Genomic DNA, 23,953 nt, shown 5'->3' with positions numbered 1-23,953 from the left:
AATTTCTGACTATATTCGCCTAAAAGTCAACAGTTATGCCATAAATTGCCCTCAAAGTCATTAAAAAATCAGTTTTTGGTTAACTGTCTTATTAAGAATTAAATATAAAATCAGTGTTAAATCAATATTATTTTGGTGTGACTAAAAATCAATCGATCGATTAATTTTGGAATATGTTAGATTGCCAATCTGGCCTTTTTGAAGTAATTGTCAGGCTTATTTTCGGAAGATTTGACATCATACTAGAATTTCTATTACTGGCTTAATGAAGTAAAAAACTAAAAGGTTTCTGCAAATAACTTTAAACGATAAAGCGGAGAAATGACAATTTAAACTCTAGATGCAGAGATTAAGTTTTCAAGTTTCTTTTTTATAATGCCAATAGCAACCTCATCTTTTAGGTTTCCCTGTTCATCGAACTTATTTTTTGCCTGGGCAACCAAAACTTCGGGCTGCAATACTGGATTCATATTCAGGAAAGTAAAAACGGGTAAAAACGCTGCCTGCATCCTAACTGTTCCCCACATGCCCTGCGTTGCGCCCATTAAGGCAACCGGTTTATGCATTAAAGGAGAATCTTTTCCGCGGCTAGCCCAATCGATGGCGTTTTTCAATCCGCCAGGAATGGAATAATTGTACTCCGGAGACGTAATTATAAATGCGTCTGCTTTGGCAAGCGCTTCTCTGAATTTAACAACGCTTAATGGCCGTTCAGCAGCTTCAGGCATGTCATTGTCAGCGTTATAAACCGGAATATCATCATAGGAAACAACTTCGAATTCAATCTCTTCAGGCAATAAATCGCCTGCAATTTTAAGTAGCATTGCGTTGTACGAACCTTTTCTAAGGCTGCCGCACAGGCCAACAATTTTTCTGTTTTCCATGCATAATAAACGATAGGATTATTAAAATGTTTGAGTTTTTGCAAGGACATATCGTTTAGCGATAAAATTTATAATGTTTATGTTTGAGCTTTAGTACGGATTATGAACGAGCAAGCATCAACTGAAAAAATAATAGAAAAAACAGTTTTCCCGATTTTATTTGCCCTTAGCTTTTCACATTTACTTAATGATACCATTCAATCATTAATTCCGGCAATTTATCCGGTAATTAAAACGAGTTATGGACTGAGCTTTTCTCAGATCGGTTTGATCACTTTAACCTTTCAACTAGCAGCATCGTTATTGCAGCCATTTGTGGGTATTTACACTGATAAAAAGCCACAGCCATACTCTCTGGCAATAGGGATGGGCTTTACCTTAACCGGGTTAATCATGCTTTCTATGTCAGCACATTTTTACACGATGCTGCTTTCAGTGGGCATGATTGGCATCGGTTCATCAATATTTCATCCGGAAGCATCCAGAATGGCTCATGCTGCGTCGGGCGGGAAAAGTGGATTGGCACAATCTGTTTTTCAGCTTGGAGGTAATGCAGGTAGCTCATTAGGGCCTTTGTTGGCCGCCTGGATAATCGTTCCTTACGGTCAATTCAGCGTAATTTGGTTTTCGGCCATTGCACTTTTGGCGATCATGGTTTTGACTTATGTTGGCAATTGGTACAAGGGATTTATGCTTGCCCGGAGTAAGAAAGCTTCGATTCAAACGGTAGTTAATCAATTTTCGAGAGGAAAAGTTATTTTTTCTATCGTGATTTTATTGCTGCTGATTTTTTCAAAATACTTTTACATGGCTAGTTTAACCAATTATTTTACTTTTTATTTAATTAATAAGTTTCATGTTTCAGTTCAAGCTTCACAAATTTATTTATTCGTGTTTCTATTTTCCGTGGCTGCCGGAACACTTTTAGGCGGACCAGTAGGAGATAAAATTGGAAGGAAATACGTGATTTGGGCTTCAATTTTAGGTACGGCACCATTTGCACTTTTATTGCCACATGCAAACTTATTTTGGACCGGTGTTTTAATTATACCTATCGGGATGATCTTAGCTACGGCATTTTCGGCAATATTGGTGTATGCACAAGAGCTAATTCCGGGCAAAGTCGGTTTGGTTGCGGGTTTATTTTTTGGCTTCGCTTTCGGTATGGGCGGGATAGGTTCAGCGTTACTTGGTAAACTAGCTGACTCTAAAGGAATTGAGTATGTGTTTTCTATTTGTGCCTTTCTACCGCTTATTGGCTTACTTACGGGGTTCTTGCCAAATATAGAAACGAAGAAAAAATAAAGAAACTCCAGCCGGTGTAATGGCTGAAGTTTCAATTTTGAAAGCTACCTGATTCTTTGTCTTTTTGAGTTTAGCCTTCTAACTAAATCGTAAGTATCCAATAAATGATTATCGTTGTACGGATTAGTTATCGATTTTAGTCTTCCGTTATTTTGTAAAGCAGATGTGTGATATTCAAATTTAATGTTTCCTATTGATTTAATTTTGCCATTATGCTCTGGAAAAACAGATATATAGTATTCTACATAGTCGTCCCCAATCGACTTTATTTTACCATTTGTTTCAGGGAATACAGATACATAATAGTCGATCCTTGTTCCTCCTATTGATCTTACCTTACCGTTGGTTTCTGAAAATACAGATATGTAGTATTCGATTTCCATTCCATCAATTGATTTTATTTTACCGTCGAGCTCAGGGAAAATACTAGTATAATATTCGATATTCCTATTGCCTTGCGCAATCACAGTCAAAGACAAAGTTGTAAGCATAATCATTCCGAATATACTTACCCAAGTTGTTTTAAAGCAACTTGTTTTACTACTTAAAATGCTCATAGATTTTAAAAATGGTAGTTAACTCCAAGGCTTGGAGAAAAGGTGTTAAAGCCGAAATTGAAATTATCAACAGTTGTTTTATATGTAGTTTGCTTGTAAACCCTTTTACTATAAGAAAACAAATCAAAACCTAATTCTATAGCCCATTTTTTTGTTGGGAAAAAAGCAAGATTCGGACTAATCGAGGTACCATAAAAAGTTAGCTTACTATCATCGGTATTGTTTATTCCGTTACTGTCTTGGTGTACTTTTCCAAACCCAACGTTAGCGTCGAACTGACCAAAGAACTTAAAGCGCTCTGTAATGTCAACATAATACCTTACGAACGGACCTACACTGTAAATTGTTTGTTTTTGGATTGTGGTTGAAGTGCCGTTTGTAATTACGCCATTTGTATTATTGGGAACATCGAAATTTACTGTGTTCTTTAAATAGTTCAGGTTTCCTCTGATTCCGATAGCCAGATTATCGAAAAAGAAGTGGCCGTAACTAGGGCTTAGGCCATACGTTTTCAAGTCCTGAGATTGAATGTCCTGCAATAATTTTGAGCTCGACAGGTTAATGGAGCCACCGATTAAATTTTTCCCTTTCTCGGTTTGTGCGTTCGATGTAAACGCAAAAGCGCATAGCGCTGCCATAAGAAACAGTTGTTTTTTCATTTGTGTGTTTTTGTGTGTACTCAAGTATAATAAAAAAAACACAAAGAACTATTGATTTAGTTGTTTTAAGTGCAAGTTGCTGAAAATCAATTGTAAATAATTCCTGTAAAGAAAGATTACTTTATTTCAATCTCATTGTTTTGAAACCCAAAGTTCCATTCATATCTGAACCTGCAATCTACATTGTGTGACCTCCATTTTTACCTGCGGAAAAGAAGGATAGGGAGGCCCTTCAAAGTCCGTTAGTTAAACTTGGATTCTAATATATTGCAGATGGATAATCTGGGTTTTTAGCATCTTTTCAGGCAAAAAAAAAGAGACTGTTAAATCTAACAGCCTCTTTATAAATCAATTATTCAATCTATGCATTCTGATTGAGGAATACAAATTTATTATCAAACATGTCAAGCTTTATCTTGCTATCCTTATCAACCTTTCCGGCCAATATTTCTTTAGATAATTCGTTCAAAATACGTTTTTGAATCACTCTTTTTAGCGGCCTTGCACCAAACTGAGGATCATAACCTAGTTGAGCCAACCAATCTAAAGCTTCTGGTGATGCATCCATTTCAAGTCCCATTTCAGCTAAAGTTTGCTGAACATGTTTAAACTGAAGTGAAACAATATCCCTGATTTCATTACGATTTAAAGGGGTAAACATTATCAGTTCATCAATTCTGTTTAAAAATTCGGGGCGTATGGTTTGTTTAAGTACCTCGAAAAGCTCATTTTTAGTTTTGGCAATTAATTCATCTCTGTTCTCATCTACTAAATCTTTGAAGTTGTCCTGAATTAAATGCGCACCAATATTAGACGTCATGATAATAATGGTGTTTTTAAAATTCACCGTCCTGCCTTTATTATCAGTTAAACGGCCGTCATCCAAAACCTGAAGCAAAATATTAAAGACATCAGGATGGGCTTTTTCAATCTCATCAAGCAACACAACTGAATAAGGTTTACGTCTAACAGCTTCCGTCAATTGTCCGCCTTCATCGTATCCAACGTATCCCGGAGGCGCTCCAATTAATCTGGAAACAGCGTGGCGTTCCTGATATTCACTCATATCAATACGCGTTAACGCATTTTCATCATTAAATAAGAACTCTGCAAGTGCTTTTGCCAACTCTGTTTTACCAACACCTGTTGTACCTAAGAAAATGAATGAACCAATTGGTTTACGTTTATCCTGCAAACCCGCACGGGAACGGCGAATTGCATCAGAAATCGCTTCAATAGCCTCATCTTGTCCGGCAACACGCTGGTGTAATTCAGCCTCGAGGTTTAGTAATTTTTCTCTTTCACTTGCAATAAGTTTTGTAACCGGAATACCGGTCCAGCGACCCACAACGCCTGCAATGTCATCAGCTGTAACTTCTTCTTTAAGCATTCTACTATCGCTCTGTTGATTTTCCAGATCGGCTTTAAGCTTTTCGAATGTGTCTTGGGCTTCTTTTATCTTTCCATAACGAATTTCAGCAACTTTTCCGTAATCGCCAGCACGCTCAGCTTGTTCGGCTTCTAGCTTAAATTGTTCGATAAGCTCCATTTGCTTATTGAGGTTATCAACCAAATCTTTTTCACCTTGCCATTTAGCCTTTAATTCATCGCGTTCGGCAGATAAATTCGCAATTTCTTCTGAAAGTTCTTTAACTTTCTTGTCGTCTTTTTCGCGTTTAATCGCTTCGCGTTCAATTTCTAAACGCATAATTTCGCGGTCTAAAGCATCCACATTTTCAGGAACACTATCCATTTCCATGCGCAATTTCGACGCAGCTTCATCCATTAAATCAATAGCTTTATCAGGTAAGAAACGATCGGAAATGTAACGCTGACTCATCTCTACTGCTGCAATAATAGCCTCGTCTTTGATCCTGACTTTATGGTGGGTTTCGTAACGTTCTTTCAAGCCACGAAGAATCGAAATTGCATCCTGTGTATCAGGCTCTTCTACCATAACTTTCTGGAAGCGACGCTCAAGGGCTTTATCTTTTTCCAAATACTTTTGGTATTCATCCAATGTAGTGGCACCAATTGCGCGTAATTCCCCACGAGCTAAAGCAGGTTTTAAAATGTTTGCGGCATCCATAGCACCTTCGCCACCGCCTGCACCAACTAAGGTGTGTATCTCATCGATAAACAAAATAATATCGCCGTCGCTCTGTGTAACTTCTTTTACAACGGCCTTTAGTCGCTCCTCAAATTCGCCTTTATACTTAGCGCCGGCAATTAAGGCCCCCATGTCCAGGGAGTAAACAATTTTACTCTTCAGGTTTTCTGGCACATCTCCTTTTATAATTCTAAAGGCAATGCCTTCTGCAATGGCTGTTTTGCCAACTCCTGGCTCACCAATTAAGATTGGATTATTTTTCGTTCTGCGGGACAAAATCTGAATAACCCGTCTAATTTCTTCATCACGACCAATAACAGGATCTAATTTCCCGCTTTCAGCGTATTCGTTTAAGTTGCGTGCATATTTACCCAGGGCCTGGTAAGTTGCTTCGGCATTTTGGTCAGTTACCCGGTTATCACCCCGTAACTCAGTAATGGCTTTTTTAAGGTCTTTTTCATTAACGCCTTGTTCTTTTAATAATTTCGAAGTGCTATCGTTAACAGCTAAAATTCCAAGTAATAAATGTTCTACAGATACAAATTCATCCTTAAATTCTTTTAAAAAGGACTGTGCTTTTTGTAAAACGCTGTTGGTATTTGATGACAAATAGACATTGCTTCCACTCACTTTAGGGAATTTCGCAATTTCATTATCTAAATTTTGATTTAATACATTAAGGTTAACGTTTAGTTTCTTCAAAACATAAGAGACTACGTTTTCATCAACAGTAAGCAAACCTTTGAGCAGGTGTGCCGTTTCAATAGCCTGTTGCTGGTTGCCTTGGGCTATTTCGGAAGCCTGTTGGATTGCTTCCTGGGCTTTGATTGTAAAATTGTTGAAGTTCATATAACCGTTTTGGTCAAAACAAATGCCACATCAGTTTTGATTTTGTAATCGGTAATTTTGTCTGGTCACTTTTCTGTTTTATGACTAAATTTCTGATTATTAGAGTTTTATAATGAAATTTTGTCTGTTTTTTAACGTAGAAAGCAGTTGTAATGTCCATTTATCAGTGTAGTCCTGCTTTACGCTTTACTTTTAGTTGTTCCTTCGACTCTGATCAATACGACAACAAAAAATATCGTTCCAATCGGTTCGTGGCCAGACTTCTGAATCTATTGCAGGGAAAGCCTAATGCATAAAAAAGCATCTGCGTTTTATCTACAGATGCTTTTTTTCTTTAAGTATTACCTGCTACCTGTTTTCTTTCAAAAAAACAATTTAGCAATTCATCAATTATTGAGTTTACCTTTATTTTACCCCAATATTTCTTTAAGTTTTTCAGTCTGATGATCGGCTAATTTTTGTAAAGGACCGGATGCTAACATTTTCATCATCATATTTAAATCTGCTGAAATAATGTGTTTGGCTGTTGTTGTACCGTTTCCGTTATCAACAACGGTCCATTTTAATTCAACGTCGAAAGGAGCTTTTTCCGTCGGTATGGCAGTAAGTTCCTGATTTTCTACGCGATTAGAGATTTTAATAGCAAGTTTAGCCATGTTTTGAATGGTAAAACGAGCATCATCTTCAGTAGATTCCCAATTATAAATATTTTCGGGCATCAATTGTTGATGGTTGTTCATGTTTGAGAGGAAAGCATAAACCTCAGAAACAGGTTTATTTACTTCTACAGTACTTTCTATAATTGTCATTTAGCTGATATTTAGGTTAGGCGATTTTGTATTAAAATTGTGAGTTTGATATTTGATTTTGTCCCCATTCCGAAGGATTTAGGCGCCATTTGCTCAGTAACTCCATGTCGCTTTTTGCGATAATACTGTGCTCGGCAGCGTAATCGATCAAAGCACCATAATTTGATAAAGTGATGTAGCGACATTTTGCAGCAGCAAAGTTTTCATCAGCTTTTTCAAATCCATAGGTAAATATGGCGGCTAAACCGGCAACTGATAAACCAGCCGCTCTTAGTGCATCGACAGCTTGCAAGCTGCTCTTTCCTGTAGAAATCAAATCTTCGATTACCATCACCCGTTGGCCCTCCACAACTTCACCCTCGATTAAACTTCCGGTGCCATGTTCTTTAGCTTTTGCTCTAACGTAGATAAAAGGTAAACCTAATTCTTGTGCTACTAAAACGCCCTGTGGAATACCCGCGGTCGCTACTCCAGCAATAACATCAACTGAGCCAAATTCTTCTTGTATGGCCTGCGCTAATTTCTGACGAATAAAGGTTCTAACCTGAGGATGGGAGAGGGTAATTCTGTTATCGCAATAAATAGGCGATTTCCAACCTGATGCCCAAGTAAAAGGATTATTAGGTTGCAATTTAATTGCCTTTATTTGTAATAAAAATTCCGCTACCTTTAATTCAATATCACTTTTATTATACATGGCCCAAAATTACAGAATTTATATTAACGATAACACCCTCTTTATCTCAGATGTTTTGCCAAACCAAAAAGAAAAAATTCAACAACTTGAATTTCAGGATTTTGATTTACAAACATTTTATAAAAAGTTGAAAAATGGGTCTAAGAAAAGCTACATTTTTCTAACTAAGAACCCAAAAGAGACTTTTAAAAAGCTAAAAAAGAATTGTGAAATCATAAAGGCTGCCGGCGGATTGGTGGAAAGTGTTAGTGGTAACTATTTGTTTATTTTCAGGAATAAAAAGTGGGATTTACCGAAAGGCAAGCTCGAAGCCGGTGAAAATATGAAAGAAACGGCCGTTCGAGAGGTGGAAGAAGAGTGTGGCATTAAAGTGGCTAAAAGAGAAGAAAAGCTTTGTAAAACCTACCATGTCTATCCCATGGGTTCCAAAATGGTGATTAAGAAAACCAACTGGTATAAAATGAAAGTGAAAGGCGAGCCCAAATTAGTACCTCAAAAAGAAGAAGGAATTGATGAAGCCGTTTGGTTGAATAAAAATCACATTGGGCCGATTGTGAAAAATACTTTTCCGTCAATTATGGATGTGTTGAGGGCTGGTGGTCTATTATAGTACTTTTAAAAAAATCTTCAGATAATTTTATGGTTGGCCTATTTCTTGGTTTGTACATTAATGGTATATTGCCTTTCTATTTAAAAAATGCAAACTATTTCTGAATCAAACTAATACAATGGGCAGGGCGACATTATTAGTTTTTGCTATTCTTTTATTTTCGTTTACTGAAAGCGTATTCGGACAGAGTGTTTCTAATGAAGGAACGAATTTCTGGGCAGTTTTTCCTACGCATGTGCCGAGTGGTGGTGCTTTAGCCAATATTGCGGTTTTTGTAACCTCTAAATCAGCATCTGAAGTCACCGTCAGCTGTGGTACTTGGTCAGAAACTAAAGCTATCGTTGCAAATACGGCTATTCGTTTCGACATACCTCGAAATAGTGCTTATGTAGATTTGTCTGAGTCAAATGTAAATCTGGTAAATAGGGGTATTCACATCAAAGTTAAGGATGGGATGCCAAAAGTTTCTGCTTACACGCATATTTACGGAAATGCAAGATCTGCTGCTTCCTTAATATTACCCTATGAAACATTAGGACAAACTTATTATTCCATGAATTATACCCAAAGTAATAATGGTAATAATTATTTGGCGATTGTTGCTGTAGAAGACAATACAACTGTTCTATTGCATGAAAAGACGGGAAATGTGAAAACAATTAAGCTGTTAAAGACGGGGGATGTATATGAATATATGTCTGGTTCAGACGATTTGACTGGCGTATATGTTGAGGCAGATCCGTTAACTTCATCTTGTAAGAGATTTGCAGCTTTTTCTGGAACATCAGTTATCTCAATAGTTTGTACAGGCTCACAAGACCCCTTGTTTCAACAATTGTATCCAACAGTGAGTTGGGGAAAAAGTTACGGGATAGTACCTTTCGCCAGAAGAAAATACATACTCAGGATTCTAGCCCAGGAAGATAATACAAAAGTAACATACAATGGGCAAACTTATACCGTTAACAAAGGGCGATTTATTGAAAGTGAGCAGCTTACAGAATCAAGTTTTGTTACTGCTGATAAATTAATTAGTGTAGCACAATATTCTCTAACCCAAACCTGTTCGTCAGCGGTTGGATTACAGACAATTGGTGATCCTGAAATGGTCATGTTAAATCCTGTAGAATTTAATATTAAAACGATAACAGTTTTTTCATCAACGCTTCAAAATATTACAGAGCGTTACATTAATGTGTTAATGTTAGCTAGTAAATCTTCTACTTTCAAGGTAGATGGTGTTGCTCCAACAACCCCCTGGCTGCCGGTGGTTGGCAATTCATTATACGTTTATAACCAAATCCCTGTAACCGGAACTTCTAACAATTCTTCTTTTAAGAGTTTAACATTAAATGCTGATGACGGATTTAATGCGATTGCTTATGGCTTCGGACAAGCAGAGTCTTATTCTTATTCGGCCGGAACTAATCTCTCGTCAAACAATTATCTAACTGTCGTTAACGAAGCTAAAAACGAAGAAAGTCCTAATGGATGTATTAATTCTAAAGCGGGCTTTAAAATTAATTTACCTTATAAACCAGATAAAATTACCTGGACCTTGGATGCTGAACCGTCTGTTCAAACAACAAATGAACCAGAAGTAAAGCTTATAAACGGGCAAACTTTTTATTCGTACAAATATCCTGATGATAAAACTTATTCAATGGTAGGAGAGCATAAATTAAATGTAATAGCTCATGTGCCGAATAATGAAACCAGCTGTCAGAATGGGGACTTGGAAACCAATTACATCTTTACCATTTATGATTTACCTACGGCAAATTTCGAAGTCGCAGCAAGCAGCTGTGCAAAATCTGATATCGATTTTTCCGATAAAAGCCTGTCAAATTCAACTGATTTTGCCGTAACCAACTGGTTGTGGGATTTTGGCGACGGGACGACTTCAATAGAAAAAAATCCAAAACATCCATATGCTGCTGAAGGTACATATACAGTTAGTTTATCGGTCAAATCTGGCACCGGATGTTTTTCTGATGCGGTAACTAAGCAAGTGCAAATATTTCCCTTACCTGTTTCGAAATTCACCGCTAGTTTAAATACTTGTATAAACACCGATTACCTGGTTGCCGATCAGTCAACAATAAGTTCGATTAAAAGTCCGAATACAATTAGCAAATGGAGCTGGGATTTCGGCGACGGAACTAAAATAGATAGATTAGACAAAACGCCTTTCACTCATCAATACACAGCTGTTGGAACATATACGGTTGCACTTACAACAACCTCTGCCGAAGGATGTATCAGTACAGCATTTACTCAGAATGTTAACGTAACTTATTTGCCTGTAGCCGATTTTACAACACCAGATGTTTGCTTAAAGGACGACTTTGCAATATTTGTTAATAAATCGACTGATGTAACAGGCGGTACTGGTACATTTACTTACGAATGGAATTTTGGGGATCCGGCATCAACCGCACTTAATCAAAACACGTCAACAGATAAAGATGGAAAACATAAATACGTAAACTTTGGCTCTTATACTGTTACCTTAAAAATCACGAACACTAATGGCTGTATAACAACCAAAACAAGAGATTTTGTTGTAAATGGTGCTGTTCAAAAAGCAGAATTTAGCGTGCAGAACGAAAATAATTTATGCAGTAATCATGATGTTGTCATAAATAATTCATCGACAGCATTTGTAGGCAAAATCACTAAGATTCTTATTTACAAAGATTTTATAAACGAGCCAGAGAAATTTGAAACAGTCATGTATCCTACAACTGCTGATATTCATTTAATTTATGCTGCTTTTGGAGGCAATGCAACTAGGAATTATAAAATTCGGTTGGTTGCATACTCTGGTGAAAGCTGTTTTGAAGAAACATCAAAAGTTATCGCGTTAAAGCCTTCGCCAATATTGGAATTTGCTGATATTCCTGCAGCTTGCCAGGGTGATGGCCCGGTTGTAATCAACCAGGCAAAGGAAACTTCACTTATTTCTGGAACAGGAACTTATTCAGGAGAGGGAGTAGATGCGGAAGGCAATTTTAACCCAAAATTGGTAAGTGTTGGTGAGCATGTAATTACTTACAACTTTATACCCTTTAATGGCTGTTCTTCGTCCATCACCAAAACTATTAACGTATTCAAATCTCCAACTGCCGGTGCTGGGTCAACGTTATATATTCTTTCCGGCGGGCAAGTCACAATACCTGCGATAGCTGAAGGTGAGGGTCTTAAGTATAAGTGGACACCGTCAATAGGTTTAGATCATGACGATGTTTTGAATCCGGTTGCTTCGCCAGAAAACGATACAGAATATAAACTCATCGCGACTAGTAACCAGGGTTGTACCGTTACCACGTCTGTAACAGTCAAGGTTTTACAAGCTTTAATACCTCCGAATTCATTCACGCCTAATGGTGATGGTGTTAATGACATCTGGAGTATTAAATATCTAGAAAGTTATCCAAAAGCAACTATAGAAGTTTTTAATAGAAATGGCATGAGGGTTTTCTTTAGTAACGGCTACAAAGTTGCCTTTGATGGAAATTATCAAAATTTACCTTTGCCTGCAGGCGTTTACTATTATCTTATCAATCCTAGAAATGGGAGAAAAACAATAACAGGCCCATTAACAATAATCAGATAAAATTGAAAAAATTAACCATTCTATTCGTACTATTTTTGAGCTTTAGAGGCTATGGGCAACAAAAGCCGCAATACACGCAATATATTTTTAATCAATATTTATTAAATCCTGCACTTTCAGGGATTGAAAATTACATTGATTTCAAAGCGGGTTTCAGGAAGCAATGGTCGGGTATTAATGATGCGCCTCAAACAGCATTTGTTTCTGCCCACTGGGCATTAGGAGATAACCAGCTATGGAGTAATGCATTAACATCCTTCCCTGAGCAAACCGGTGATCCTATGGACAGAAACTATACTCAGAATTATACTGCCTCTCCAGCTCATCATGGTATGGGGGTTGTTGTTGTTCAAGACAAAGCCGGACCGCTATCCAGATTGGATGCAAACTTAACGTATGCCTACCATTTGCAGCTGAGCAACACTTTTAACTTATCAGTCGGTGCAGCCGCTGGCATTTCGAGTATCAAGTTAGATGTTAACTCATTAACGTTTCCCGATAGCCAAATAGATCCCGCACTTTCCAATGCTATTGTTAGTCAAGTTAAGCCAGATTTGAGCGTTGGCATTTGGTTGTATGGAGCCAGGGTTTTTGCCGGCCTTTCCGCTCAACAAGTATTGGGACAGAAATTAAGTTTTACAAATTCCGATAATTATAATACTGGTAAAGAAGTAACTCATTTATTTGCTACAGCCGGTTACAAATTCTTTTTAGACGATCAAATAGCCGCGATTCCCTCAATCATGGTTAAGTATGTGAGGCCTGCTCCGGTATCTTTCGATCTAAATATGAAAGTTGCTTTTAAAGACAAAATATGGTTGGGCGGAAGCTACCGCAAAGATGATTCATTTTCAGCAATGGCAGGCTTTAATATTGGTAAAATGGTAAACCTGACCTACTCCTACGATTTCACAACTTCTGATTTGAATACAGTGAGCAATGGAAGCCATGAAATTGTTCTCGGTTTGCTGCTTAACAATATTTATAAGGTTCCATCTTATATTAAAATGTGGTAAATTGTTTGATATTTGGTTAGTTGTTTGGTTTTTTTGGAAAATCTAAACAACCAAACAACTTACTAAAGTTCCTTTCTTAACCTGGCTACCGGGATATTCATCTGCTCCCGGTACTTTGCAACAGTTCTTCTGGCAATGTTGTATCCACGTTCTTTTAATATCTCTGTAAGCTTTTCATCAGCAAGGGGCTTGCGTTTATCTTCATTGCCAATACAATCTTCCAGTATCTTTTTAACTTCTTTGTTAGAAACTTCTTCTCCATTTTCTGTTTGAATGGCTTCGGAAAAGAAAGATTTTAAAAGAAATGTACCAAACTCGGTTTGAACATATTTTGAATTCGCAACCCTGGATACAGTCGATATGTCCATATCAATTTTATCAGCTATGTCTTTCAAAATCATCGGACGCATTTTGCGTTCATCGGCAGTTAGGAAATATTCGTATTGATAAAGCATTATAGCATTCATCGTTTTAAGCAGCGTTTGCTGCCTTTGCTTAATTGCATCGATAAACCATTTTGCTGAATCAAGTTTTTGTTTGACAAATTGAACAGCCTCTTTCAGTTTTTTATCTTTTGAAGAAGCTTTATCATAATGCTCAAACATTTCCTGATAAGAACGGCTGACCTTTAATTCAGGCGCATTTTTCGAATTTAGAGTCAGAATTAAAATACCATCGTTGTTGCTGATGTGGAAATCAGGAATGATTTGCATTTGTTTGGTCGTAACCTGGTTTGCATCTCCTGGCTTTGGATTTAACCTGAGAATTTCATTTACAACTTCCTTTAATTCCTCGTTGTCTAATCCTAAACTTTTTTCGAGTTTATCGTAATGTTTTCTCGTAAATTCGTCCAGATAATTTTCGACAACGTTCATCGCTTTTATAATGATCGGATTATTGGTGTCTTTTCGCTTCAACTGAATCAATAGACATTCTTTTAAATCTCTGGCACCAATACCAGGAGGGTCGAAACTCTGAATAAGCCTTAACATTTCTAAAACGTCTTCCTCTTCAACCATTACGTTTTGAGAAAAGGCTAAATCGTCAATCATCGAACTCAATGGGCGACGCAGGTAACCATCATCATCCAGACTTCCTATTATTTGTTTTCCAATTATAAAATCCTGATCGGAAAGCGGAACTAAGTCTAATTGTTCCTGCAGACTTTCGAAAAAAGTACTTTCAATGGCAATTGGTGTTTCTTTCTTTTCATCATCATCATCGCCATTATTATAATTGGTACTGTAATCGTTGGTGTTATCGTCCTGAAGATAGTCGTCTACATTGAACTCATCCAGGTTGCTGTCTTCTGATGATTTTTCGAAATCATCAGGCCCATCATTTAAATCATCATACTCACTTTTAGGTTCATCTGCAGTCATTAAACTGGGATCCTCCAGTGCCGGATTCTCTTCAAGTTCTTCTTTTATTCTGGTATCTAAAGCAACTGTAGGTACCTGCAACAATTTAATAAATTGAATTTGTTGAGGTGATAATTTTTGCAGTAATTTTTGCTGTAGGTGTTGTTTTAACATATTTTATATAAAAGAGTAGCGCAAAAATAAACAAATCATCTCATATTCTGCTTAGAATTGATTTTAGTGCATCACATAATAATTCGGTAAACGTTTGTTTAGAAGCTAATGTTTCTTAAATTCGATGAAAATCATTCGAAACTTAATTGAATTATATGGGCTTTGTAAAAGAATTTAAAGAATTCGCTGTAAAGGGTAACGTAATGGACTTAGCGGTCGGAGTAATTATTGGTGGTGCCTTTGGCAAAATCATTGATAGCGTGGTAAATGATTTAATAATGCCGATTGTTGCAGCTATAATCGGTAAGCCCGATTTCAGCAATCTTTATATTGTTTTAAGGGGAACAGTCCAGGATGGAACTCCTTTGGCTGACGCAAAAAAAATAGATGGTGCAGCAATTTTGGCCTACGGGAATTTTATAACCGTAGCTATTAACTTTCTATTGCTCGCTTTAGTTATTTTTATAATGATCAAAGCTATAAATTCCTTGAAACGTAAGGAAGAAGCTGTGGTTGCAGCAGCTCCACCGGCACCAACAAAAGAAGAAGTTTTATTAACTGAAATAAGAGATTTGCTTAAAAGCAAGGCATAAAAAAAGGGTCTGCAAAAAAAAATGCAGGCCCTTTCCTTTTAAAAGTTCCTCTTGGCTTTTGGATTGGTAATAATAATATAATCTGCAAGGTTTTCAAACTTATTCCAATCTGGATCATCAAAACTTTCATCGGAAAATGAGGAGATATTTAAAATATTTAATTTTGGCTCATATCTCAGGAGTTTCGCTATGGTTCCAAGCTTTTCATCGCTATGGAATCTCCCATTCAGGTGCAAAACCTTAAAATTATTATTTTTTTTCGTGAAATTGGCTATAGACCAGGCCATTGTTGCATCCCAAAGATTTTGTGTTTGATAAATTTTCATTGACCCTGTACCATGACCTCCCATGGTTTCTAAAAACCGTTCATTGTATTTGCCCGTTGCAGTATCGATAGGTAATGGGGGAAGAAAAGCCAGCGATGTTTTCGGAAAAGCTTCTAATATCCCCAAACCAGCTTTTGTTACCGCGTTGCTGTACCTGGTCGCTGCATTTGAGCCGATAACTACAATTTTATTTTGCTTTGCATACTCCATCAGCGGACGATAATCATTATAGTTCGGCCACGCTCGGCCTTCTTTTATGAAGTTTTTTTCAGATATTAAATCTGCAAGGTATTCATCTACAATAGGTTGTACATCGGTGTGGAACATCTCAAGGGAAAGGGCTGTTCTACGTGGGTATTTTTCATTTAATTTTCTGAACAACTCTGCTTCAAGGTAATGTGCAATAGAGTCATTATGGTTTTCGCCGTAAAATAAAATATCGGATTTATCCATATCTGAAATGATATGGTCAACAGAGATTATCTTTTGCCTTTTAACATCGTAAATTTTATAGTCATTGTTATTATTTTGTGCAAAAAGTGCTGTTGATGTAAGTAAACAGATAAAAAACAAAGTCAATTTCATTTTCTTAAAATAATAAAATTTTTTCACCGATGAAATAACGCAACTTACCGATTTTAAGCTCATTTTGAAGGGGCAATTGTAAATTTGTTTGACGATTATAAATACTTTTGATTATTAACAATTGCACAAATGGAAAATTTAAATAATATAACTACTAATCGTTCTGGCAGGATGCTGAGTGGCTTGGTAATCGTAATAATCGGTTTGGCATTCCTTTTAGATAATATGGGTTTCGACATCCCTCACTGGGTATTCAGCTGGCATACATTTTTATTGGTAATAGGGATCTTTGTTGGTGTAAGGAGAAATTTTAAGGGCGCTGGTTGGTTGATCATGGTTTTAATCGGCTCATATTATACCATTGATGATATAACCGGGCTGGACTTTGATGCCTCGAAATACGCCTTAGGTATTGGTCTGGTAATTTTAGGAGGCTATTTAGTGTTGAAGCCGAAAGGAGATTTTTTAAGTAGAAGAAAAAATCGGGCTACAAACAGTTTTAATGCGGGAGTTGATGACTTAAATCAGGGTTTGCCTAAAAACGCGAACAGCCAGGATTTTGTAGAAGCAACAGCCATTTTCGGCGCAAGCAATCAAATTGTTTATTCAAAAAATTTAAGAGGGGGCGACATCAATGTAGTTTTTGGAGGGGCTGATATCAACTTAACACAAGCAGACTTCACCGAAAATGCGGTTTTTGATATTACAGCAGTTTTCGGTGGTGTCAAATTAATCGTTCCGCCAAACTGGGTAATTAAAACAAATGGGACACCGATATTTGGAAGCATAGAAGATAAACGAGGTCATTTAATGCAGGCCGGAGCGATACAAAAAATATTGACTATTAACGGAACAGTGATGTTCGGAGGAATAGAAATTAAAAGTTTTTGAAAATAAAAATTCGCAGTTAGCTTGTATTTAGCGGATTATTTGTGGCAAAGGGTATTATTAGCCAAAGTTAACGAACACACAAACTAACTACGGACAAACAATAGTTTCGGTAAAAAAATAAGGCCAAATTTTAGCCTTGGGTTACAATATCCTTTGAAAATTGTAAAGGAGAAAAATATATGACGGGATTTTATTGATGTTGGAGAAATAACAGAAATACAGTTACCAAATGATGGAGTAGAGGTGAGTTCAAAGATTTTAGACCCGGAAATCAGTTGAAGCTTATCTGAAAAATTGAAATACCAACTAAAACTTTAACTGAACTAAATAAATAAGTTTTGACAACGAGACCGCTATCTGTCCCCCAAATACAAAAAACTGCCTTTATTATAACAATTGCATGGACTATTCTTTGTGCCTTGGGACTTCATTATGTTGTGAATTTTTCATGGATAATATCTTGTACAGATAGTGCCATTAACAACGCTTTATTGGCTGGAGCTTGTGTGAGTATCAGCAATATGCTAGGCTATTATCAGCCGAAAAACGAGCGGATTCTATACGTTTTAATAATTACTCTTGCGTTAACTTTTGTGATTATATTCATTGCCAAATATGCTCTACTATACCTTTTTGCGGATTTTAAAGAATACAATGACTTTTATAATTTTTCATTTTCATTTCGGGGATTGATATCGTTTATGTGCTTGGCGTGGTGCGCTTTAGCAAATATATTGTGGTACAGGCTGGAAGAACAATCGGAAACTCAGGGCAGGCTGTTAGCGGCTCAAAATCTTGCTAAAGAAGCAGAATTGAACAAACTGCGCCATCAATTGCAGCCTCATTTTCTTTTCAACAGCTTAAACTCTGTATTTGCACTTACTATGGTTAATCCAAAAGAAGCGGGGGTAATGATTACCAAACTTGCTTCCTTCCTGCGCGGAACTTTAAAGCGTGATGATGAACTATGGGTTTCTGTGGATGAGGAAATGGAATACATCCAACTTTATTTGGATATTGAAAAAGTTCGTTTCAGCCATCGTTTAAATATCGAAGTTAATGTAGCAGAGGACACACTTAATCTATGTTTACCGGGAACATTATTACAGCCCATTGTAGAAAATGCGATAAAATTCGGACTTTACAATACGTCATCAGCAATCACAATTAAAATAGATGTTTCAGTTGAACAGGATATTCTACATCTAAAAGTTCAAAATCCTTTCGACCCTGAAATGCGTGCTACGGGTGGAACCGGCTTTGGTTTAACAGCTATAAAACGTAGATTATACCTCCTGTTTGCAAACCCACACCTATTGCAAACAGAAATTGAGGCAAATAATTTATATATTACAACTTTAAAAATTCCACAGAAAAATGATTAGGACCATACTAATTGATGATGAGCCTCTAGCACGTGATATTGTAAAATTCTACCTTTCGGAACATAAAGAAATTGAAGTAGTTGCAGAATGTTGCGATGGTTTTGAAGGCTTAAAAGCAATAACACAATATAAACCTGATCTTATATTTTTGGATATACAAATGCCAAAAATTAGTGGCTTTGAGATGCTCGAATTAGTAGAAGACAAGCCTGCAGTGATTTTTACAACAGCTTTTGATGAATATGCTATTAAGGCTTTTGAGGTTAATGCAGTTGATTATTTGCTTAAGCCGATAGATAAAGGGCGATTTGATGCCGCAATAAAAAAACTGCCTTCACGGTTAAATCAAACTGAAAATACCGAGGCAGTTTTAGACGCAGCCGCCCTAAGTCCTGCACAAAATAATAGGGTGGTAGTAAAAAAAGATGGTATAATAAAAATTATTCCGGTTGCCGATATCAATTATCTAGAAGCAGATGATGACTATGTTAAATTGAGTACATCAGCGGGTGCATTTTATAAAAACAAAACGATGGCATTTTTCGAGCAAACGCTTGATGCTGGTCAATTTATAAGAATACACCGTTCCTATATTATTAATCTTGCCGAGGTAACTAAAATCGAACTCAAAGAGAAAGATAGTTATGTTGTGTTATTAAAATCGGATATCTGGTTACCTGTTAGTAAGACCGGCTATGTGAAATTGAAGGCAGCTTTAGGCCTTTAGCAGGTTCTTATAACTGAAACCATATTATTTTCAATTATTACATTCGCGTTTTAAATAAAATAAAAATTGAACAAGCTTGCAATTGTAGAGAAATCGCTTTATATTTGCACCTCTTAATTTTGAAATTACAATAAGATAATATACAGTCATGAAAAGAACATACCAACCTTCGCAAAGAAAGAGAAGAAACAAACACGGCTTCCGCGAAAGAATGGCAACAGCTAACGGCAGACGGGTATTAGCATCACGTCGTGCTAAAGGAAGAAAAAGATTAACAGTTTCTGACGAACGCAAGCATAAAGCATAGTTTTTGATTGCTTTTCCAGGTAACTGGAATCGGCAGATCAAAATCTGCAGTTATAATCAAAAATATATGTACACATTCAGGAAAGAAGAACGGTTATGCAGCAGAAAACATTTAGATCTGCTGTTTAAAAACGGTTCTTCTTTTTTATTATACCCATTTCGGGTTTCTTATATCTTTGTTGAATCTTCAAGTGAAGTTCAGGCCCAGGTAGTTATTAATGTTCCTAAAAAGAGGTACAAAAGAGCAGTTGATCGTAACCTGCTTAAACGTCGTATCCGCGAAGCCTATCGCCTTAATAAACAAGCTAATTTATATTCAAAACTTCCTGCTGATAAAGGATTGCTTTTATTTTCAATTCAGTTTGTTGGAAAAGATAAGTACGAATTTTCCTTCATTGAAAAAAAGTTGATTGCAACATTTAAACGTTTTCATAAATTAGTTCTGCCAGATGAAACTGATAAATAGAATATTCGGCGTTTTTTTTTTAGGATTAATAAGAACATATCAATATGCTATATCACCGATGCTGGGCGCAAATTGCAGGTTTACACCAACCTGTTCTCAGTATGGAATTGAAGCGATAAAAAAATACGGTGCGTTTAAAGGCGGTTGGATGGCTTTGAAGCGTATCGGTCGCTGCCATCCCTGGGGCAATCATGGTCACGATCCTGTACCATAAATAAAAAAATACGATAAAATAGTCTAATTTTCACCTTTACATTATGGCTAAAATACTTTTAATAGAAACAGCAACTGCTGTTTGTTCTGTTGCATTATCAGTTAATGGGCAAACTACATCAATAAAAGAAGAAAGTGGTCAGAATCTGCATGCAAGTAACCTCACATTATTTATCGATGAGGTTGTGAGTAAATCTGGCTTGAGTTATAATGAATTAGATGCAGTTACGATAAGTAAAGGGCCGGGTTCTTACACTGGACTCAGAATTGGAGTTTCTACCGCTAAAGGTCTTTGTTATGCCTTAGAAAAGCCTTTAATTGCAGTAGAGACATTAGAAATGATGGCAGCAGGATATTTGATTCAAAATCCGGATTATAAGGGATTAGTTTGTCCGATGATTGATGCCAGAAGGATGGAAGTTTATACTTCTGTTTACGATTCAAACCTGAATCTGATTGAAACTACTTCAGCTAAAATTATTGACGAAAATAGCTTCGCTGGATTATTATCGAAAAGTACAATAACATTTATTGGCGATGGAGCCGCAAAATGTGCTGAAACGGTAAAGCATAAGAACGCAATATTTGTTGATGCAAATTTTAATTCGGCAGGTAACATGTCGGCATTAGCCGATAATGCCTTTAATAACAGGGTTTTTGAAGATTTAGCCTATTTTGAACCTTTTTACCTCAAAGATTTTGTTTTAACTCAGCCAAAGAAAAAGGTTTAATAACTATTTTCTTTTAAATATCGAAAATAGATTTTTAAAAAAGCTACCTCCCTCGTTGTCATTAATGCCTGGGATGACATCGCTAAATTGCGGGTGGTTAACAATATTGCCAAATTTAATTCCTACCCCCATATAAAACGAAGCAGCATTTGGTCCACTACCAACGGTGTAGTCATTTTTGATAACATTTCTAGCCGTACTAGCCGTTGATATTAAGTTATCTGTACCCATAAAAATCTCAAAATTCGGGGTCTGATATTTTCCCTGCAAGCCAACCATAAATATTTCATTAAGGTTGTAAAGCGGCGTAACACTGCCTGCAAAATTATTGTATTTAAAGGTGTTAACGAAAGCGATATCGCCACCCTTATAAAAAAGATTTTTTGATATTGCCAGGGCCGGAGTATACATTCCGTAAGATTTTGAAAGGTAAACATCAACCTTTGCATTTGTTGCAGCAAGAAACTTCTCTGGTGTTTCGGAAAGTTCAAAAATGTCAGTTATTCCATTATTAACATTTTTTTGATTAGCGGAGATGTCATTGATGGTTTTATTGGCATTTACTATTGTACTATTGGTGTTATGTCTCCACCATATGAATCCTAGATCTTTAATATTAGCCATTAAAAATAAGCCTTTTTTTGTAGTGTAATTTGCACTGAAACCTGCAGATAATCCAGGATTTCTGAATGTTGGTATGAAGTTGTTCCGGTTAATTTTGTTTTGATTATTAAAGTTGCTGGAATACCTGCCGGTAAGGCCGATGTCTAATGAATTGGATTCAGGGTTAATGTATAGATAAGAGTCAGAGATATTCAAATCGTTATAAACTATTCCACTAAGCAAACTTGCTTTTACTCCAAATGCTAATCGTTTGTTATAGTTTTCGCGATAGGTAAAACTAAATTGATGATAAGATTGCTGATAACCTTTAGTATTGAAAATATTTCTTAGAGGCGTTTTTTCCGGAAATCTCCTAAACGAATCGAAAATAGCAATGGTCTCATTGGTATAGTCTATTTGAGCATCCGACCGGATTTGCCAGGCAAATCCCATTTCCTTCTGATATTTATAAGATTGAAATATGCGTAATGTTAATACATAAACATTGCTGTTTTCGTAAAAATGATTTAATGTGCCAGCACCTATAGGCAGCGCTCTCGTATCGTTAACGCCATCCACAATAATCCGTCTTATTACAGATTCGGCATCACCCCGGTTTGCCCCGTTAACGCCGAAATAAGGTAGAAAAAAGTTTGAAGAAAATCTTCTCGACGAATCTAAGGTAAAAGATTTTTGCGACGGATTTTCAAATGCATCAAACATAGTCTTAGAGCCAAAAAGCGCATACTGCTGTGCAAAAGAAATTGTAAATGTTGAGGATAAAATTAGGGCAAGTAGAAGTTTCTTCATTTAATTTGCGTTTTCCTGGTTTTGATATAAACGATTGATGGTTGAATCTGGTATTTCGGTCTTTAAATATTTGTTTAAAAGCACGTTAGTGATAAATTTGTTTTTGTCGGCACTCATTTGATAGTAAAATGTATCAAAATTTTTCAATCCGCTATCAGCCCGAACATGTTTGTAAAATGGTGCTAATACATTTCCCCTGAATATTTCAGCCGAGTTTTTTATGTTAACGTAGTAGCTAACATTCGATGTTGTAGAAAGTTGGTTCAGCGCATCCTGGTATTGTGGCAACTCAATTAATAACCGATTATCTTTATAGCTGCTTAAAAACGCCTGTACAGTGCTTGCGTTATTTGCAAAAACTAAATTGTTATCAATTATGGTGTAATATGGACGACGAAATTTTTTAAAAGGCGCTCCGAAAAAGGCATATAATATGTCTGTAGATTTAAAAATCTTGATTTCATCACTATAATCTGTGCTAACATCAATAAGCAACTGTTTCACTTTTTCTCCGTTCGATAAGGCGACAGCGCCAAGTTTTTCGGACGTGCTTAGCTGGAAACTGATAAACTGGTTTTTAACATATGGCCGGAAAATAGAATTTAAATCAACCCTGAATTCATTTTTTACCGATTTCACCAAAGCATCAACTTTTGTGGTTTCCTCTTTATTCAACTGCCATGCAATAAGCTTTTGTAGCCAGTCTTTGTAATTATCATATGCATACAGACTGTAGTTTGATGTATTGTCAGGTAACAAATTAGTAATGCTAATGGTCTGTGCGGGTATATGCTCAAAAAGCTTTAAATAATTGTCGCTGGCTTTTAGTTCGGTATTGCCATTAAAAAGTATTTTCTCTTTGCTGAAATTATAATTTAGTGAAGCAAAGCTATTTTGTTTTTCAAAAAGCCCCAATTCACCATTCATTTTACCCGCCAAAATATTTTTTAATAATAATGGCGCCTGGTTAAAGTTGATGTATAGATTTGCCAGCACGTTTTTATTTAGTAAACTATTATCCTTAATATATTCAGTAAATGGGTTTTCATCCAACCTAACGGCAGCATTGTCAATTAATTTTCTGGATGTGGAAATTGTTAGAACCTGATCTTGAACGCCTACGAAAAAGGTAATATTTTTACTAAAGTTAATGGTGAATAGTTGATCTGTTCTTTTAGAAACTGCTTTCCTGCTTTTTAAATAGTTGAAAAACTGACGGTAATTTTTATCTTCCTGTAGCTGAACAGTAATTAAAAAATTCAGCTTTTTATCTTCATCAGGTAGAACGCTGAGGTAAATCTGTTGATTTGAGAAGTAGCTGTTCAAAATATTATCATTAATAATATTGTCTTTCAAGCTCCTCAATAGCGCCATCTTCTCATTTCCTAAAACCTGCTGGATCAAATCCTGTCCTTCAATAATTTGGTAAAAACCTTTGTCGTTTTGGAAGGCCACTAGGATTGCAGCATTATTTGTAGCCGATTGAAGCGCTAAATCTTTAATATTATTCTCATTGTTCAATTTAGAAAAATACAGGAATGTCAAAAAAGCTACGCCTGTTATCAATGCAATCAATAGAACTAATATTTTTCTCATCTGTTGTGAACAAATTTAAATTATTACAGCCATTTGTACGAAGTTCCTGCTCATTTTATTAATTTAGCGAC

General features: G+C 36.3%; 22 protein-coding genes. 12 read left to right on the top strand and 10 right to left on the bottom strand.

Features of this window, described 5'->3' with window-relative positions; genetic code table 11:
• Nucleotides 1–329: 329 nt before the first annotated feature.
• Nucleotides 330–884, bottom strand: a complete 555-nt coding sequence (locus tag ASF92_RS07950) for an NADPH-dependent FMN reductase (RefSeq protein WP_056090502.1) — start codon at nucleotides 882–884, stop codon at nucleotides 330–332.
• A gap of 102 nt (nucleotides 885–986) precedes the next feature.
• Between ASF92_RS07950 and ASF92_RS07945 the strand changes: the two genes are divergently transcribed.
• A complete protein-coding gene (locus ASF92_RS07945; RefSeq protein ID WP_056090500.1) occupies nucleotides 987–2,189 on the top strand; it encodes an MFS transporter in 1,203 nt (400 codons plus the stop codon).
• A gap of 44 nt (nucleotides 2,190–2,233) precedes the next feature.
• Here the strand turns inward: ASF92_RS07945 and ASF92_RS07940 are convergent, their stop codons facing one another.
• The 5 genes from ASF92_RS07940 to pyrE form a co-directional block, all read right to left on the bottom strand.
• Entirely contained in the window at nucleotides 2,234–2,746 is a 513-nt protein-coding gene (locus tag ASF92_RS07940) for a hypothetical protein (RefSeq protein ID WP_056090497.1), read from the bottom strand.
• Between the two features lie 5 nt (nucleotides 2,747–2,751).
• Nucleotides 2,752–3,405 (bottom strand): outer membrane beta-barrel protein, encoded by a 654-nt coding sequence (locus tag ASF92_RS07935; protein WP_056090494.1) that lies wholly within the window; start codon nucleotides 3,403–3,405, stop codon nucleotides 2,752–2,754.
• 361 nt (nucleotides 3,406–3,766) lie between these two features.
• Complete coding sequence (gene clpB, locus ASF92_RS07930) at nucleotides 3,767–6,364, bottom strand: ATP-dependent chaperone ClpB (RefSeq protein ID WP_056090489.1); 2,598 nt, start codon at nucleotides 6,362–6,364, stop codon at nucleotides 3,767–3,769.
• A gap of 410 nt (nucleotides 6,365–6,774) precedes the next feature.
• Nucleotides 6,775–7,173: an SRPBCC family protein gene (locus tag ASF92_RS07925; protein ID WP_056090487.1), complete on the bottom strand. Its 399-nt coding sequence runs from the start codon at nucleotides 7,171–7,173 to the stop codon at nucleotides 6,775–6,777.
• A gap of 31 nt (nucleotides 7,174–7,204) precedes the next feature.
• Nucleotides 7,205–7,870 (bottom strand): orotate phosphoribosyltransferase, encoded by a 666-nt coding sequence (gene pyrE / locus ASF92_RS07920; RefSeq protein ID WP_056090484.1) that lies wholly within the window; start codon nucleotides 7,868–7,870, stop codon nucleotides 7,205–7,207.
• Here pyrE and ASF92_RS07915 point away from each other — a divergent pair.
• The 3 genes from ASF92_RS07915 (at nucleotide 7,869) to ASF92_RS07905 (ending at nucleotide 13,115) form a co-directional block, all read left to right on the top strand.
• On the top strand, nucleotides 7,869–8,480 hold the full coding sequence (locus tag ASF92_RS07915; protein ID WP_056090482.1) for an NUDIX hydrolase: 612 nt from the start codon (nucleotides 7,869–7,871) through the stop codon (nucleotides 8,478–8,480). The two genes, pyrE and ASF92_RS07915, sit on opposite strands and share 2 nt — an antisense overlap.
• 118 nt (nucleotides 8,481–8,598) lie before the next feature.
• The gene (locus ASF92_RS21530) at nucleotides 8,599–12,099 is read left to right on the top strand and encodes a PKD domain-containing protein (protein ID WP_056090480.1); all 3,501 of its coding nucleotides are present in this window, start codon (nucleotides 8,599–8,601) and stop codon (nucleotides 12,097–12,099) included.
• Nucleotides 12,100–12,101: 2 nt separating this feature from the next.
• Nucleotides 12,102–13,115: a type IX secretion system membrane protein PorP/SprF gene (locus ASF92_RS07905; protein WP_056090477.1), complete on the top strand. Its 1,014-nt coding sequence runs from the start codon at nucleotides 12,102–12,104 to the stop codon at nucleotides 13,113–13,115.
• 62 nt (nucleotides 13,116–13,177) lie between these two features.
• On the opposite strand, the gene rpoN is transcribed toward ASF92_RS07905, so the two are convergent.
• Nucleotides 13,178–14,650, bottom strand: a complete 1,473-nt coding sequence (gene rpoN / locus ASF92_RS07900) for an RNA polymerase factor sigma-54 (RefSeq protein ID WP_056090474.1) — start codon at nucleotides 14,648–14,650, stop codon at nucleotides 13,178–13,180.
• A 155-nt stretch (nucleotides 14,651–14,805) separates the two neighbouring features.
• Here rpoN and mscL point away from each other — a divergent pair, with 155 nt between their 5' ends.
• Entirely contained in the window at nucleotides 14,806–15,243 is a 438-nt protein-coding gene (gene mscL, locus ASF92_RS07895) for a large conductance mechanosensitive channel protein MscL (protein WP_056090471.1), read from the top strand.
• Nucleotides 15,244–15,281: 38 nt separating this feature from the next.
• Here mscL and ASF92_RS07890 read toward each other — a convergent pair whose 3' ends face one another.
• Nucleotides 15,282–16,154 (bottom strand): ChaN family lipoprotein, encoded by an 873-nt coding sequence (locus ASF92_RS07890; RefSeq protein ID WP_197413245.1) that lies wholly within the window; start codon nucleotides 16,152–16,154, stop codon nucleotides 15,282–15,284.
• Between the two features lie 129 nt (nucleotides 16,155–16,283).
• Here ASF92_RS07890 and ASF92_RS07885 point away from each other — a divergent pair, with 129 nt between their 5' ends.
• The 7 genes from ASF92_RS07885 (at nucleotide 16,284) to tsaB (ending at nucleotide 20,873) form a co-directional block, all read left to right on the top strand.
• Nucleotides 16,284–17,045 carry a LiaF domain-containing protein gene (locus ASF92_RS07885; protein WP_056090465.1) on the top strand — a complete coding sequence of 254 codons (762 nt, stop codon included), beginning with the start codon at nucleotides 16,284–16,286 and terminating at the stop codon, nucleotides 17,043–17,045.
• A 491-nt stretch (nucleotides 17,046–17,536) separates the two neighbouring features.
• Nucleotides 17,537–18,430 carry a sensor histidine kinase gene (locus ASF92_RS07880; protein ID WP_231729768.1) on the top strand — a complete coding sequence of 298 codons (894 nt, stop codon included), beginning with the start codon at nucleotides 17,537–17,539 and terminating at the stop codon, nucleotides 18,428–18,430.
• The gene (locus ASF92_RS07875; RefSeq protein WP_056090459.1) at nucleotides 18,423–19,157 is read left to right on the top strand and encodes a LytTR family DNA-binding domain-containing protein; all 735 of its coding nucleotides are present in this window, start codon (nucleotides 18,423–18,425) and stop codon (nucleotides 19,155–19,157) included. Before ASF92_RS07880 ends, ASF92_RS07875 begins: the two co-directional genes overlap by 8 nt.
• A gap of 148 nt (nucleotides 19,158–19,305) precedes the next feature.
• On the top strand, nucleotides 19,306–19,464 hold the full coding sequence (gene rpmH / locus ASF92_RS07870; RefSeq protein WP_010601723.1) for a 50S ribosomal protein L34: 159 nt from the start codon (nucleotides 19,306–19,308) through the stop codon (nucleotides 19,462–19,464).
• A 66-nt stretch (nucleotides 19,465–19,530) separates the two neighbouring features.
• On the top strand, nucleotides 19,531–19,929 hold the full coding sequence (locus ASF92_RS07865; RefSeq protein WP_056091088.1) for a ribonuclease P protein component: 399 nt from the start codon (nucleotides 19,531–19,533) through the stop codon (nucleotides 19,927–19,929).
• Entirely contained in the window at nucleotides 19,913–20,143 is a 231-nt protein-coding gene (yidD, locus tag ASF92_RS07860; protein WP_056090457.1) for a membrane protein insertion efficiency factor YidD, read from the top strand. The genes ASF92_RS07865 and yidD overlap by 17 nt, the downstream gene beginning before the upstream one ends.
• A gap of 43 nt (nucleotides 20,144–20,186) precedes the next feature.
• Nucleotides 20,187–20,873, top strand: a complete 687-nt coding sequence (tsaB, locus tag ASF92_RS07855; RefSeq protein WP_056090454.1) for a tRNA (adenosine(37)-N6)-threonylcarbamoyltransferase complex dimerization subunit type 1 TsaB — start codon at nucleotides 20,187–20,189, stop codon at nucleotides 20,871–20,873.
• A 3-nt stretch (nucleotides 20,874–20,876) separates the two neighbouring features.
• Here tsaB and ASF92_RS07850 read toward each other — a convergent pair whose 3' ends face one another.
• Together ASF92_RS07850 and ASF92_RS07845 are read right to left on the bottom strand one after the other, a co-directional pair.
• Nucleotides 20,877–22,286 (bottom strand): DUF5723 family protein, encoded by a 1,410-nt coding sequence (locus ASF92_RS07850; RefSeq protein ID WP_056090452.1) that lies wholly within the window; start codon nucleotides 22,284–22,286, stop codon nucleotides 20,877–20,879.
• Complete coding sequence (locus tag ASF92_RS07845) at nucleotides 22,287–23,882, bottom strand: hypothetical protein (RefSeq protein WP_056090449.1); 1,596 nt, start codon at nucleotides 23,880–23,882, stop codon at nucleotides 22,287–22,289.
• Between the last annotated feature and the right edge of the window lie 71 nt (nucleotides 23,883–23,953).

Origin of the sequence: Pedobacter sp. Leaf176, assembly GCF_001424305.1 — a bacterium.
Lineage (GTDB): Bacteria > Bacteroidota > Bacteroidia > Sphingobacteriales > Sphingobacteriaceae > Pedobacter.
This window is presented reverse-complemented; position numbering and strand designations above follow the sequence as displayed.

Coding starts and splice junctions, on each gene's coding strand:
- ASF92_RS07950 (WP_056090502.1), bottom strand. CDS start 884: ATGGAAAACAGAAAAATTGTTGGCCTGTGCGGCAGCCTTAGAAAAGGT.
- ASF92_RS07945 (WP_056090500.1), top strand. CDS start 987: ATGAACGAGCAAGCATCAACTGAAAAAATAATAGAAAAAACAGTTTTC.
- ASF92_RS07940 (WP_056090497.1), bottom strand. CDS start 2,746: ATGAGCATTTTAAGTAGTAAAACAAGTTGCTTTAAAACAACTTGGGTA.
- ASF92_RS07935 (WP_056090494.1), bottom strand. CDS start 3,405: ATGAAAAAACAACTGTTTCTTATGGCAGCGCTATGCGCTTTTGCGTTT.
- clpB (WP_056090489.1), bottom strand. CDS start 6,364: ATGAACTTCAACAATTTTACAATCAAAGCCCAGGAAGCAATCCAACAG.
- ASF92_RS07925 (WP_056090487.1), bottom strand. CDS start 7,173: ATGACAATTATAGAAAGTACTGTAGAAGTAAATAAACCTGTTTCTGAG.
- ASF92_RS07915 (WP_056090482.1), top strand. CDS start 7,869: ATGGCCCAAAATTACAGAATTTATATTAACGATAACACCCTCTTTATC.
- pyrE (WP_056090484.1), bottom strand. CDS start 7,870: ATGTATAATAAAAGTGATATTGAATTAAAGGTAGCGGAATTTTTATTA.
- ASF92_RS21530 (WP_056090480.1), top strand. CDS start 8,599: ATGGGCAGGGCGACATTATTAGTTTTTGCTATTCTTTTATTTTCGTTT.
- rpoN (WP_056090474.1), bottom strand. CDS start 14,650: ATGTTAAAACAACACCTACAGCAAAAATTACTGCAAAAATTATCACCT.
- mscL (WP_056090471.1), top strand. CDS start 14,806: ATGGGCTTTGTAAAAGAATTTAAAGAATTCGCTGTAAAGGGTAACGTA.
- ASF92_RS07890 (WP_197413245.1), bottom strand. CDS start 16,154: ATGAAATTGACTTTGTTTTTTATCTGTTTACTTACATCAACAGCACTT.
- ASF92_RS07885 (WP_056090465.1), top strand. CDS start 16,284: ATGGAAAATTTAAATAATATAACTACTAATCGTTCTGGCAGGATGCTG.
- ASF92_RS07875 (WP_056090459.1), top strand. CDS start 18,423: ATGATTAGGACCATACTAATTGATGATGAGCCTCTAGCACGTGATATT.
- rpmH (WP_010601723.1), top strand. CDS start 19,306: ATGAAAAGAACATACCAACCTTCGCAAAGAAAGAGAAGAAACAAACAC.
- ASF92_RS07865 (WP_056091088.1), top strand. CDS start 19,531: ATGTACACATTCAGGAAAGAAGAACGGTTATGCAGCAGAAAACATTTA.
- yidD (WP_056090457.1), top strand. CDS start 19,913: ATGAAACTGATAAATAGAATATTCGGCGTTTTTTTTTTAGGATTAATA.
- tsaB (WP_056090454.1), top strand. CDS start 20,187: ATGGCTAAAATACTTTTAATAGAAACAGCAACTGCTGTTTGTTCTGTT.
- ASF92_RS07850 (WP_056090452.1), bottom strand. CDS start 22,286: ATGAAGAAACTTCTACTTGCCCTAATTTTATCCTCAACATTTACAATT.
- ASF92_RS07845 (WP_056090449.1), bottom strand. CDS start 23,882: ATGAGAAAAATATTAGTTCTATTGATTGCATTGATAACAGGCGTAGCT.